Raw genomic sequence first — 13,236 nt, 5'->3', positions numbered from 1 at the left:
CATGGCCGCGATCCTCGTGATCGGCAGCGGCCTCGGCGGCCTGCTGGCCGCAGTGCGGGCAGCGGATGCCGGCCACCAGGTAGTGCTGGTCACCAAGTCGGTACTGCCCGAGAGCAATACCCGCTATGCCCAGGGCGGAATCGCCGCCGCCCTGTTTCGGGACGACTCGGTGGACGCCCACGTGCTCGACACGCTGCGCGCCGGCGCCGGTCTGTGCGACCCGGCGGCCGTGCGCGTGCTCTGTGAGGAGGGTCCGGCGCGGGTACGCGACCTGATTCGATTCGGCGTGGACTTCGACCGGGATGAATCCGGCGTGGCCCGCGGCCTCGAAGCCGCCCACTCCCGCTCCCGCGTCGTGCACGCCGGCGGTGACGCCACCGGCGCTGCGGTCGAGGCAGCGCTCGTGGCGACCGTGCAACGCCGCGCCACGATCGAGGTGCGGGAGCACACCATGCTGGTCGACCTGATCGTGGACGATGACCGGGTGACCGGCGCCCGCGTGCTCGGCCCGGACGGCGTGCAGCTTTCGCTGGCCGCTGACGCCGTGATCCTGGCCACCGGCGGCGCCGGCGCGCTGTACACGCACACCACCAATCCCTCCGTCGCAACCGGGGACGGGGTGGCGGCGGCGTGGCGAGCGGGAGCATCCGTTACCGATCTGGAGTTTTACCAGTTTCACCCGACCGCACTCGCCGTGCCCGGCACGCCGCTCGTGTCGGAGGCGGTGCGCGGTGAAGGCGCCGTACTGCGCGATCAACTCGGCGATCGCTTTATGCTCGCCCAGCACGCCGACGCCGAGCTCGCGCCGCGCGACGTTGTCGCCCGGGCGATCGCCAGCCAGATGGAGCAGCAGGGCGGCACGCCGGTGCTGCTCGACGCCACCGCACTGGGCCGCGAGCTGCTCGAAACCCGGTTTCCCACGATCACAGCGGCCTGCCGGGCTGCCGGTTTGGACTGGGCGGTCGATCCGATTCCGGTGGCCCCGGCCGCGCACTACTGGATGGGCGGCGTGGAAACGGATGCCTGGGGCCGCACCACCCTGCCCGGCCTCTTCGCCGTCGGCGAGGTCGCCCGCACCGGAGCGCACGGTGCCAACCGGCTCGCCTCCAATTCCCTGCTCGAGGCAGCCGTGTTCGCGGACCGAGCCGTACGCGCGCTCGGCGAGCCCTGGCGGGCGAGCACGACGCTGTCCCCATTCACAGTGCTCTCCCCCAGCTTCGCCAACGCGACCCGCTCTGAATACCTCCCCCACCCGCTGTTCGACCCGGCCAACGCGAGCCAACCTGCGGATAGCTCCCCCTCGCTGGTCGAGCCTGCCGAGACCGCCACGAGAACACCGCCGGCCGGTCTCGGCACGCTGGTCAACCGCCAAACGCTGCAGCAGCTCCTCTGGGACTCTGCCGGAGTACACCGCTCCGGCGTCGGCCTCCGGCACGCCGCTCACAGCCTCACCCAGTGGGTCTCGCCACCAGCGACCAGCCGCGACGTCACCGCCTTCGAGGACCGCAACCTGCTCGACCTGGCCCGCCTGCTCGTGAGCGCAGCCCTGGCCCGCGAGGAGTCGCGCGGCGCGCACTACCGCTCCGACTTCACCGACACCCGGCCCGAACTCGCCACGTCTTACTCGCAATCCCGCTCACTCATTCCGGCCAAGGAGGCCATCGCATGCTGACCGCACACTCCATCGACGTTGTCGTGCAGGCCGCCCTCGACGAGGACGCGCCCTGGGGCGATCTCACTTCGGCCGTGCTCATTCCGGAAGACGCCGTCGCGACCGCCCGGCTCGAGGCGCGCGAACCCGGCGTCTTCAGCGGCACCGCCGTCTTCGCGGCGGCCTTTCGCCTGACCGACCCGCGCATTGAGGTGCGTCCGTTCGTCCAAGACGGCGATTCGTTCGACACCGGCGCCACGCTGGCCGAGGTGACCGGCCCCGCCCGCGGCATCCTGCAGGCGGAGCGCATCGGGCTGAACTTCGTGCAGCGGATGAGCGGAATCGCCACTCTGACCGCCCGGTACGTCGCCGAGACGGCCGGCACCACGGCCCGCATCGTCGACACCCGCAAGACCACGCCCGGGCTGCGCGCCCTGGAGCGCCAGGCCGTGCGCGATGGCGGCGGCCACAACCACCGGTTCAGCCTCTCCGACACGGTGATGGCCAAGGACAACCACCTCGCCGTCCTCGCAGCCGGCCCGCTCGGCCTGACCGAGGCCCTGCTTGAAGTGCGGGCGAAGCTTTCGCACACCACCCACTTCGAGGTGGAGGTCGACCGCCTCGACCAGATCGACGACGTGCTTGCGGCCGGCATCGACACGATCATGCTCGACAATTTCTCTTCGGAGGACCTGCTGAAAGGCGTTCAGCAGATCGCCGGTCGGGCCATCGTCGAGGCCAGCGGCGGAGTCTCGCTCGACACGGTACGTGCCATCGCGGCATCCGGTGTCGACGTCATCTCGGTCGGTGCGCTCACCCACAGCGTGCACTCGCTCGACCTCGGTCTCGACGTGGCCATTCGGGTCAGCGCGCCGGCCGGATTCGCACTCTGACCCCATGATCTACCTGGACAACGCCGCAACGACCCCGGTACGCCGCGAGGCCCTCGAGGCCATGTGGCCGCACCTCACCAGCGGCTTTGGCAACCCGTCGAGCCACCACCAGGTCGGTGAGGCGGCCGCCGCCGCGCTGCGGGAGGCGCGGCGCGGCGTCGCCCGCTCGCTCGGCTGCCGCCCCGGCGAAGTGACCTTCACGAGCGGCGGAACCGAAAGCGACAACCTCGCGATCAAGGGGATCGCACTCGGCGCCCCCCGCGGCCGCCACATCGTCACGACTCCGATCGAACACGAGGCAGTGCTCGACTCCTGCGATTACCTGCGCCGGCTGCACGGTTTTGAGATCACCCTGCTGCCAGTGGATGCCGCCGGCCGCGTCAACCCCGCCGACCTGGCCCACGCGCTCCGCCCCGACACCACCCTGGTCTCGGTGCACTACGCCAACAACGAGGTCGGCACCGTGCAGCCCCTGGCCGAACTGGCCGCTGTCGCGCAGGGTGTGCCCTTTCACACCGACGCGGTGCAGGCCTGTGGCTGGCTCGACCTCAACGTAAAAGCCCTCGGCGTGGACGCACTCAGCCTCTCCGGCCACAAGCTCGGTGCTCCCCCCGGCATCGGCGCCGTCTTTCTGCGCGGCCGCCTCGTGATCGAGCCGCTGCTGCACGGCGGTGGCCAGGAGCGCGGCAAGCGCAGCGGCACCGAGAACGTCGCCGGTGCGGTGGCCCTCGCCGTGGCGCTCTGCCTGGCCGGCGAGGAACGGGCTCTCACTGCCCAGCGCACCAGCGCCCTCCGCGACGAGTTCATCGGCACGGTGCTGCGCGAGACGCCGTCGGCCCGGCTCACCGGGCACCCGACCGACCGCCTGCCGGGCACCGCATCGTTCGTCTTTCCGGGCACCAGCGGCGAGGCGGTGTTGCTCGAGCTCGAAGCGCGCGGCATCGTCTGTTCGAGCGGGTCCGCCTGCGCGGCCGGCAGCAGCGAGCCTTCGCATGTGCTCACTGCCATGGGCCTATCGGCCGACGTGGCGTTGACCGCTGTTCGGTTCACGCTGGGTGCTGGCACGTCGGCGGCGGAGGCGGCCGAGGCGGCGGCATCCGTTCGTGCGGCGGTAGCTGCGGTCGCCAGTCTCGGCACCTGACGCGAACCAAGTCGGCATGGTCCGGCCAACGCTAGAGTCATCGTTATGAGCAGATCTCAGATCGGGCGTGCGCTGGTACTCGTGAGCCTGGGCCTCACGCTCATGCTGAGCGTGACTGCGTGTGCGCCCCTGAACCTGCCCCGGTCGCCATCGTCGTCGACGACACCTCGAGTGATGCCTACTCCCCAACTCGCCGAGGCGCCCACGGCACGCGACGTTGCAGGTTGTCCGCGCGCGACGATCAACGTGGCATCCGCTGACGAGCTGTCCTCGGCACTCATCGACGCCGCACCCGGGGACGTCATCGGGCTGGCGGACGGAAACTATCAGGGCAACTTCGTCGCGACGACGTCAGGCACCGTCGACGAGCCGATCACTCTGTGCGGCGGAACCGACAGTGTGCTCGACGGCGGCGACCCGATGAACGGCTACGTGATGCATCTCGACGGCGCCCAGTATTGGAATCTGGTGGGGTTTTCTGTCACAAACGGGCAAAAAGGTGTCATGGCTGACGGTACTGTCGGGTCCACCATTCGCGCACTGACCGTCTCTACGATCGGCGACGAAGCCATCCACCTTCGCCGGTTCAGCACCGACAACACCGTCGCCGACAACACCGTTTTCGACACCGGGTTGCGCAAACCGAAGTTCGGCGAGGGTGTCTATATCGGCACAGCCGACAGCAACTGGTGCGATATCAGCGGATGCCAGCCAGACCGGAGCGATCGCAACACGGTGACGGGCAACTCGTTCTCGCAGACGACCTCGGAAGCCGTCGATGTGAAGGAGGGCACGAGCAACGGAATTGTCAGCCACAATACCTTCGACGGGTCGGCGCTGAGCGAGGCCGACTCCTGGGTGGATATCAAGGGAAACGGCTGGGTCATCGACTCGAACACCGGCACGAATTCGCTCCGTGACGGTTTTCAGACCCACGAGATCCTCGACGGGTGGGGCACAGACAATATCTTCCGCAATAACACCGCCGCCGTGAACGGTCCGGGCTTTGGCTATTCGATGACGCCGGAGCTCAGCAACATTGTCGAATGCAATAACACCGCCACCGGCGCCGCGGAGGGCGTCATGAATGTGGCCTGCCGCGCCTCCTGACAACGTCGCTATGACCTGATATTGTCATGACAATCAGCCAAAGCTCTTGGCATGTCAGTGAAGGGGTCACATGAGCGCGAAGGAAGAAAACACCCTCCCCATGGGAATGTTCATGGATCTGGAACGGTCCGGCCCGATTCCGCTGTATTTTCAAGTCTCGCAGCGCATCGAGAAGGCCATTCTCAGCGGCGAACTGCCGGCCGGATCACGCTTGGAGAACGAGGTCGCCCTCGGCCAGCGCCTGGGCCTCAGCCGCCCAACAGTGCGCCGCGCCATCCAAGAAATCGTCGACAAGGGCCTGCTGGTACGCCGACGCGGCATCGGAACCCAGGTCGTGCACGGCCAGGTGACGCGCAAGGTCGAACTGACCAGCCTCTACGACGACCTCACCAACACGCATAAGGTGCCCTCGACGCACCTTCTCGCTCTCGAAACCCGGGTAGCGGATGCGAAAACGGCTGAGCGACTCAGCGTGGCCGAGGGCAGTCCCACCCTGTACATTCGGCGCGTGCGCCTGGCCGATGACGTGCCGGTCGCCGTGATGGAAAACTGGCTCCCCGAGGAATTCATCGGAATCGAACCCAACGATCTCGTCGCGCACGGGCTCTACCAGGTGCTGCGTTCGCGCGGAGTGACGATGCGGGTCGCCCGCCAGCACATCGGAGCACGCAAATCCACCAACGAGGAGTCCGTGCTGCTGGAGATCGAGAAGAATGCGGCGCTACTCACGATGGACCGCACGGCCTTCGACAACTCCGGATGCGCGGTCGAGTTCGGCCAGCACTGCTACCGCCCCGACCTGTACTCCTTCGAAGTGACGCTGGTCGAGAAGTAGCAGTCCTGCCAAAAGCATCAAAAAAGTCTGGCCGCCTAACCCCGAAGGGTCAGACGGCCAGACTTATTTGTAGATCCAGCGGGTTAGGCGCGAGCGAGTTCGTGGGCGAGAGCGTCGAGTTCCGCTCCCCCGGCCATGAGCTTGGTCATCTCTTCGATCGTGATCTCGCTCTTCTTGAAACCGCCGAGGCTGGTTCCACGCTTCAGCAGCAGAAACCGGTCGCCGAGCGGGTAGGCGTGGTGCGGGTTGTGCGTAATGAAGACCACGCCGAGGCCGCGATCGCGGGCCTGAGCGATGTATTTCAGCACGACACCGGCCTGTTTGACTCCCAGAGCAGAGGTCGGCTCGTCGAGGATGACAACCTTCGCGCCGAAATACACGGCTCGGGCGATGGCCACCGACTGGCGTTCACCGCCCGACAGGGTGCCGATCGGCTGGTCGACATCGCGCAGGTCGATGCCCATCTTGGCGAGTTCTTCCTTGGTGATCCGGCGCATCCCCTTGACGTCCAGCTGGCTGAACGGGCCGAACCCGCGCGTCAGTTCGGAGCCGAGAAAGAAGTTGCGCCACACCGGCATCAGCGGAACCACGGCGAGGTCCTGATACACCGTGGCTATCCCCAGGTCCAGTGCCTCGCGCGGGCTGCCGAAGGTGCGCTCGACACCGTAGGCGAGAAGCTTGCCGTGGGTGTGCGCGTGCGCCCCGGAGAGGATCTTGATGAAGGTCGACTTGCCGGCACCGTTGTCCCCCAGCACACAGAGCACCTCACCTGCTCCAACCGAGGCCGATACTCCCTGCAGCGCCAGAATCGAACCATACGTCTTGCCGATATCCCGAACCTCAAGAATGGGCGGGGCAGCGGATGTGTCTCCCGGCGTCATGAGCGAACTCCTGCCTGGCGGCGTACATAAAGGTTGACGAGCACGGCCAGCAGCAGCATGCCACCGAGGAATGCTTTGAGCCAGTTGTTATCCCACTGGGCGAAGACGATGCCCTGCAGGGTCATGCCGTAGATGAGAGCGCCGAGCGCCGCACCGATGGCCGATCCGTAGCCGCCGGTCAGCAGGCATCCGCCGACCACAGCGCAGATGATGTAGATGAATTCCTGGCCGATTCCGGTCGTGGCCTGCACCGTCGAGACATCGAACAGCTGGAGCATTCCGACGAGCCAGCCCGCACCGGCGGTGGTCATGAACAGGCCCATTTTGACCTTCATGACCGGCACGCCCACCTGGCGTGAGCTTTCGATCTGGCCACCGACCGCGAAGATCCAGTTTCCGGATCGAGTACGCAGCAGAATCCAGGTGGCGAGAGCGGTTATCGCGATCCACCAGACGATGGAGATCTTCACGTCCATGCCGAACAATGCGAACGAGGAGCCGAAGAACACCTTGACAGCATCGAAGCCGGGAACGTCGCTCATGCCCTGAATCGACACCGTGCCGGTGATGATCTTGGTGACCGCGAGGTTCACTCCCTGCAGAATGAAGAAGGTGGCGAGGGTGACGATGAAGCTCGGCAGCCCGGTCTTCATCACCACGAAGGCGTTCGCCGCGCCGATGGCCAGGGCCATCGCCAGGGCAATCACGAGGGCGAGCCAGATAGTGACGCCCCACTCGGTTGTGACGATTCCGACGATCAGTCCGGTCGTACCGACCATGGCACCGGCGGAGAGGTCGAACTCTCCGCCGATCATGAGCAGGGCAACCGCGACGGCCATGATGCCGAACAGCGATGCCGAGTAGAGCCAGGTGGCCACGCCGGCAGGCGTCAGAAACGCCTGCGTCGAGACCGAGAAGAAGATAAAGATGGCGAGGGCGGCCACTGCTGCGCCGACCTCGGGTCGGCGCAGCAGCGTGATGATGAGACCGGCTGGCTTGAGCCTTTCATCGATCATCCGTTCATCAGTCACCGCGGGTGCGGTACGGGTCATCGCGTTCCATTCTTCGCGAACTTCGCGACCTCGGCTGCGTTGTCTTTCGTGACGAAGCCGGGGCCGGAGTAGACCGGCAGACCGCCGCCGACAACATCGCCGTTGCGAGCCTGCAGGGTGAGGAAGGTCACCGGGAGGTAGCCCTGGGAGTAGGGCTGCTGGTCGACGGCGAACAGGATCTTGTCGTCGAGTATCAACTGGGTGACGTCGGAAGACACATCAAAGGTCGCCAGTTGCGCCGTGCTGGCGGCTTCCTCGATGGCCTGGCTGGCCGCGACGGCGATGCCCGGGTTCAGGGTGAGCACGCCATCGATGGACGAGTCGGCCAGAAGGCTGCTCTTGATGGTGTTCTGAGCGTCCGCGATGTTCGTGACGTCAACCTGAACGTTGGTGACCGTGCCGCCGAGGGTGTCAGCTGCTCCATCGCAGCGTTCTTCCAGCCCGGTGTTGCCGGCCTCGTGAATGACGCAGATGACGTTGCTGACACTAGCTTCGGCGAGCTGCTCGCCCGCGCCCTGGCCGGCGATGAACTCACTCTGACCGATGTGGGTCTGGGCACCGAATTCCTTGGACTGATCAACGCCGGAGTTGATGGTGATCACCGGGATGCCAGCGGCGACCGCCTTTTCAACCGCATTCCGAACGCCGTCGGGGTTGGCCATCGAGACGATGAGGCCATCCGGATTCGTGGCGATGGCTGCAGCGATCAACTGGCTCTGCTTCACCGGGTCGCCATCGCCCTGGTACGTGACGGTAACCCCGAGGTCGGTGCCGGCCTGCTCCGCGCCGCTCTTGACGACGTCCCAGAAGGTGTCGCCCGGTGTTCCGTGCGTGACGACGGCGATGACAATCTCCGCGGATGCGGCGGTCGTCGTGTCTGCCGAATTGGCCGTGCATCCTGCCAGCGCCAGGGGAATGACGATGAGCGCGGCGAGCCAGTTTCTGTTCTTCTTCATGTCTGCAACCTTCGTTGCATCAATTGTCGCCTGTCCAGCGTGAAATCGACGTACGCGATCCAAATCGCAGTCACGCGCCCGATTCGCTCCCGACCTTCTCATCTTGCCCAAAAGTGATCTCGCCACGACCTGGATCGAGCCTGTCGAGACTTCGATTAGCAAAAGTCAGGCGCCCAGCGGACGGAAGGTACAAAAAAGCCCCCGGAACCAAGGGTTCCGGGGGCATCTGTTGCGGGGGCAGGATTTGAACCTACGACCTCTGGGTTATGAGCCCAGCGAGCTACCGAACTGCTCCACCCCGCGCTACAAGTACAAATTTAGCACACCCTGAAAGCTCGGTCGACCACTTGTGGCGATATTGCCAATTGGGCACCGAAAATGGTTTCCTCTACTGGCATCAAACACCATCAAGCAGGACAGCCGCAAGGGATCGCCATTCTCCGTGCCAACAGGTGTTCAGGTATGGACAGCTGCTCTAACCCGGTGAAGTCGGAAACGATTCACGGGAAGACCGCGGCCTTCCACCTTGCCGCTGCACGCCACGGGTCTGCGGCGTTCCCAGCGCACCACTTCCGGGCGTCTCAGCGCTCCCGAAGTGTGGCGTGGAATGCATTACTCCGCAGTGTTGGCCATATAAACAAACAGTGTAAAAGTTTCACTTATATATTCGATTTACTATCAACTTGACCACCCGCCTCAGATGATGGCCGCCAGTAAACTCCCGCTCATTCAATGGTGAATCACGTAGAACTGCGAATCAAACCTCTGGAGTTTGAAATTTCTCCGCATAAATAAAAAATGAGTTGCTCTCGCTTTTGTGTTCGATTCAGAGTAGAATCATTGCGAAGGAGGCAATGGCGCCCATGTTCATGGAAAACACCGGTGAGGCCAGTTCGAATGCTGTCATTGTGGCGGTCGGGCAGGCTCGGGAGATTCTCCTGAAAGCGTTGAGTTCGGTATCGTTCGGGTCGCTGGGTGATGAAGAATCCTTGAGCATATTGCTCGCCCTCGAGAGCGTCGGCCGGGTTGTTGATGGTGCCCGGGTGCTGTCCACGACGGATGTGCTGCGCCGCTCCGAATACCTTGATGTGTCCGTTGCCAAGACTGCTGCGGCAAAGACGGCCGATCAGACCGAGATAGAAGCGGCTGGCGCGGTGTCTCTGGCACGTCGGCTCGGCTGCCGAAGCGGCCTCGTGCTGGTGTCCACCCTGGCGCGGTTGTCCCGCAGTGAGGTGCGGCAGCGCGCGTCGCTCGGCAAGAATGCCGGCGAGCGGATGCTGCTCGGCCGGCCCCTCGCACCGACCTACCCCGTGGTGGGTGAGGCGTTGCAGGGTGGGGAGCTCGGAGTGGAGCAAGCCCGCGTCATCGTGTCCGTGCTCGACGGCCTGCGCGCCTCGGTGCTGGTGGATGACCTCGACCGCGTCGAGCGCTCCCTGGTAGCGAGCGGGTCCGGCACCATTACCCCGGAGACCGAGGGACTGCCCGGTGCCGGTATCGCATTTGCGCCGGAGTTACTCCGGCAGCAGGGCATCGCGTGGCAGGCGCGCCTCGCGCCCGACGGGTGCGCTCCGGGCGAGGCCACGGCGGAACGGCGTAGCTGGTTCGCCTTCGGTGGACTGAATAACGGCGGCTACAGCCTGAACGGCTGGCTGACCACCCTCGACCGCGCCATCATCGGCACCGTCTTCGACGCGTACCTCTTCTCCGCTGCAGCCAACCCCGTTCCCGGCGCGGTACCCCGAGCCACGGTCGCCTTCCACAAGACCGAACCGTGCGAACTCTCCGATGCGGACAGCACGCACAACGATGAAACCGACGGCATCACGGACAGCGATGATAATGACAGCAAAGCAAGCACCAGCATTGATAGCAGCGCCAGCGACGTCCTCGCGATTGGCGCCAACGATGACCGTGGCGCGCAGGCCTCGAACGACGTCCCGGTCGAGCACTGCGAAAGCGGCGAGCAGACCGGGGGCCAGCACGGGCAGGCCGACGACGAGAACGGCCCGATCGGCCACGAACAGGGCTACGACGAGCGGACCGGAGCAAACGCGGGCCAGGCCCTCAGCCCCTGCCCGCAGGAACCCGCCGATACCCGCTCGATCAGTGAGAAGCAGGCCGGGATCCTCCGCGCGGTGTTCGAAGCGGCCGCCCGGCAGCCGGGCACCCCAACGATGGGCGGCGCGGCACCGACGGTACTCGTGCACATCAATATCAACGACCTCCTCGCCGGCCGCGGCGCAGGCTGGATCGACGGCATCGACGGACCCCTCACCGTGAAACAAGTCGATGAGCTGCTCTGCGCCGGCGGGTATCAGCCCGTGTTGTTCGGCCACAAGGGTCAGGTTTTGCACCTCGGCGACAGCAACCGGTTCTTCACCGCTAGTCAGCGCCGCGCATTGGCCGCCCGCGACGGCGGCTGCGTCATCCCCGGCTGCACCGTGCCACCGCAGCTAACCCAAGCGCACCACGTCGTGCCCTGGCGCAAGGGCGGCCTCACCAACATCGACAACGGCACAAGTTGTTAATCCATCCTCTCAAGTCCAGCGCCTATGGGTGGGAGCCCATCCACGTGTACGCGTCGGCTACCGTAATTTGTCCTCGCGCCGAACGCAGCCAAGCCCGACATTCTGAGGCTCGGGTGCTCCCAGGCTCGATCGACTGAGAAAGGACGTACAGCGCGCTTGTATCGAGGGCAATTCCATTGTGCGTCACGAGCGTCTGAATGTCATCCGCGCGATAGAGGTCGCCCCGAGTGAGCGGGTCGCGGTGAAACAGTTGATTGACGATCACCCACATGCTTGGCTCACGCTCACGCTCACGCTCACGCTCACGCTTGTCGGCGACCAGATACTTCATGATGTATCCCAAGATCGTCGCGAGCTTGGACCCGGGGGCGCCTTTTGAGACTCCTGTGACGTCCGCGATCGCGACCCACCCCGGTGCGTCTGTGTCGCGTATACGAAAGTCTTCCCGGCGCTCTCTTGGATCCCAAACAAGATCCATGTCTTCGACCTTGAAACCGAGTTGCTCAAGGGCAATGCGCGCCGCGTCCTGAAGCTCGTCGTCCTGACCGTTCAGCAGATGCTTCGGCCCGCTACTCGCAATCGCGTGCTCGGCCTCTAGTGCCGTTGCTGCCACACTCCGCTGAGCTTCATACCTGCTCAACGCCTCAGCCTGCTCGGCGTCGAGTTTTTCCAACTGCTCTCGCGCCAGCCGTTCTTTGCGAGTGTCCCAGTCGGGGTTGCTCTGCCAAGTTTGGACGCTGGGAAACCTGCGGCGGTCCTTTAGGTGCCACTCAACGAGGGCGATGTCGAACCAATTTTCAAGGGACTTCGCGTCGTCGGGAAGTAACCAGACGGCAGCACCACCCGGACGCTCGTAGCTGCCAGCGAGGTATATATCGCCTGGTCCAGCGAGAAATGGTCTGAAGTTGAGTACAGCTGGAGCGAGCTGCTCTCCGTCCACTTGTATACCGAACTGCCGTAAGCGAGCCTCGGCGCTTGGCACGAGGGTCGACTTCACGAGATCTTGGATTGCTTCCGGAAGCGCCTGGATGCGTCTGAGCTGGTGGCCGGGGACTGAATCCACCCGACGCAACGCACGACTACTGTCCGCCATGCCGTCCTCAATGTTGAATTCGAAAAATCGGCTTCCGGCCTGCCCATTCCCTGGCCTGAATGTGCGGAAGATGAAAAGGTGGTCGGGTACCCGATCCCACAAACTGGCATCCAGACCCCAATCCGTTGTGCGAATGGTGGTGTACGCCTGATCGGTGACCAAGACATCCCATTCGGACGGGTCGACCTCTAACAGCGCGTTGACCCGTCTGTATGTTCCGCAACGTGCCGACAGCCAGGCGAAAGTGCTTTCTTCGGCCGCAGGCGTTGCAACAAGCAGTACGCGCGGTCGATCGCGGTCATTCAGGACATTGGATGGGAGATATTCAGCCATGGGACGAATCCTATTGCGCGCGCAGCGCGCCGCTTTACTTGAATAAGCAACATAACTCGGGAGCCCGGCAGGGCGATCGAGGGCAAGGTTTTGGCCGTCCGCAGGACGGACGAAACCGCGGCAGCTTGGAAGACCCTGTGAATGAATGACAGGGGTGTAATTCGTCGGGTAGAAATAATTTAGTAATACGTAACGATGCCGAGCTTGTGGCTCTGCATAAACACACAAGGTGAATGGAACCCCAGTCGGGGTTGAGCGGCGCTAAAAGGCCAGTGTCCCCGCTCGAACAGATGCATCTAGAGGCCAGACCCGGTCGAATTCCGGGATCCGAAGTCGTACGCCCCGGTTCACGGTGTTGGCGTCCTGCTTCGACACTCCTCTGTCGGCGTCTAGCTCTGGTTCCCTATGCTCCCGGATTCAACCCATGCACACCTGCGCACCCTCGCTCGCCCTGACTCTGGGTGGACGTTCTCCCTGTACCCGGGTGCCAGCGAGGGTGGCGGGACGTTCCACGGGTCCACTCGCCGCGCGCCCTCGTATGTTTCACGCGGCTTTGCTGCTGATCCGGAACGCGCTGCGGCAGAGGCCGGGCGTCGTGCCCGTGCGTCGTTGCGCCGGTACTGCGCCGCGAATCGCCTCAACCGACTCGGCACGCTGGCCTTGCCCCCGGTTAGTGGACACGGGTTAAGCGGCGAGTTGAACTTCCGCGGTCTCTGACGAGTATTGCAGTTCGAAGGTGACGGGGCTGACATCGCCGATCGAG

Annotated in this window: 10 protein-coding genes and 1 tRNA gene; 6 read left to right on the top strand and 5 right to left on the bottom strand. The window is 64.6% G+C overall.

The genetic code is table 11. The features are described from left to right. Position 1 precedes the first annotated feature (1 nt). The 5 genes from nadB to E3O45_RS06485 all read left to right on the top strand — a co-directional run bounded on the left by nadB (position 2) and on the right by E3O45_RS06485 (position 5,630). Positions 2–1,672 carry an L-aspartate oxidase gene (nadB, locus tag E3O45_RS06505; RefSeq protein ID WP_134442661.1) on the top strand — a complete coding sequence of 557 codons (1,671 nt, stop codon included), beginning with the start codon at positions 2–4 and terminating at the stop codon, positions 1,670–1,672. Beyond that, positions 1,666–2,544 carry a carboxylating nicotinate-nucleotide diphosphorylase gene (gene nadC / locus E3O45_RS06500; protein ID WP_134442660.1) on the top strand — a complete coding sequence of 293 codons (879 nt, stop codon included), beginning with the start codon at positions 1,666–1,668 and terminating at the stop codon, positions 2,542–2,544. Before nadB ends, nadC begins: the two co-directional genes overlap by 7 nt. Positions 2,545–2,548: 4 nt before the next feature. Next, positions 2,549–3,685, top strand: coding sequence for a cysteine desulfurase family protein (locus E3O45_RS06495; protein WP_134442659.1), 1,137 nt, complete (start codon positions 2,549–2,551; stop codon positions 3,683–3,685). A gap of 45 nt (positions 3,686–3,730) precedes the next feature. After that, positions 3,731–4,795 (top strand): right-handed parallel beta-helix repeat-containing protein, encoded by a 1,065-nt coding sequence (locus E3O45_RS06490; protein WP_134442658.1) that lies wholly within the window; start codon positions 3,731–3,733, stop codon positions 4,793–4,795. Positions 4,796–4,865: 70 nt separating this feature from the next. Then, on the top strand, positions 4,866–5,630 hold the full coding sequence (locus E3O45_RS06485; protein ID WP_134442657.1) for a GntR family transcriptional regulator: 765 nt from the start codon (positions 4,866–4,868) through the stop codon (positions 5,628–5,630). An 83-nt stretch (positions 5,631–5,713) separates the two neighbouring features. Here the strand turns inward: E3O45_RS06485 and E3O45_RS06480 are convergent, their stop codons facing one another. The 4 genes from E3O45_RS06480 to E3O45_RS06465 all read right to left on the bottom strand — a co-directional run bounded on the left by E3O45_RS06480 (position 5,714) and on the right by E3O45_RS06465 (position 8,822). After that, the gene (locus tag E3O45_RS06480) at positions 5,714–6,511 is read right to left on the bottom strand and encodes an ATP-binding cassette domain-containing protein (protein WP_134442656.1); all 798 of its coding nucleotides are present in this window, start codon (positions 6,509–6,511) and stop codon (positions 5,714–5,716) included. After that, positions 6,508–7,563: an ABC transporter permease gene (locus E3O45_RS06475; protein WP_198418230.1), complete on the bottom strand. Its 1,056-nt coding sequence runs from the start codon at positions 7,561–7,563 to the stop codon at positions 6,508–6,510. Before E3O45_RS06475 ends, E3O45_RS06480 begins: the two co-directional genes overlap by 4 nt. Next, positions 7,560–8,519 (bottom strand): sugar ABC transporter substrate-binding protein, encoded by a 960-nt coding sequence (locus E3O45_RS06470; protein WP_134442655.1) that lies wholly within the window; start codon positions 8,517–8,519, stop codon positions 7,560–7,562. The genes E3O45_RS06475 and E3O45_RS06470 overlap by 4 nt, the downstream gene beginning before the upstream one ends. A gap of 229 nt (positions 8,520–8,748) precedes the next feature. Next, positions 8,749–8,822, bottom strand: a tRNA-Met gene (locus E3O45_RS06465). Between the two features lie 551 nt (positions 8,823–9,373). Here E3O45_RS06465 and E3O45_RS06460 point away from each other — a divergent pair. Further along, a complete protein-coding gene (locus E3O45_RS06460; RefSeq protein ID WP_134442654.1) occupies positions 9,374–11,047 on the top strand; it encodes an HNH endonuclease signature motif containing protein in 1,674 nt (557 codons plus the stop codon). A gap of 22 nt (positions 11,048–11,069) precedes the next feature. Here E3O45_RS06460 and E3O45_RS06455 read toward each other — a convergent pair whose 3' ends face one another. Then, positions 11,070–12,473, bottom strand: coding sequence for a hypothetical protein (locus tag E3O45_RS06455; protein WP_134442653.1), 1,404 nt, complete (start codon positions 12,471–12,473; stop codon positions 11,070–11,072). Positions 12,474–13,236: the final 763 nt, after the last annotated feature.

It is taken from the genome of Cryobacterium sp. TMS1-20-1, assembly GCF_004402355.1.
Classification (GTDB): Bacteria; Actinomycetota; Actinomycetes; order Actinomycetales; family Microbacteriaceae; genus Cryobacterium; species Cryobacterium levicorallinum.
The sequence above is the reverse complement of the archived record's forward strand: the minus strand, read 5'-3'. Positions and strand labels throughout refer to the sequence as shown.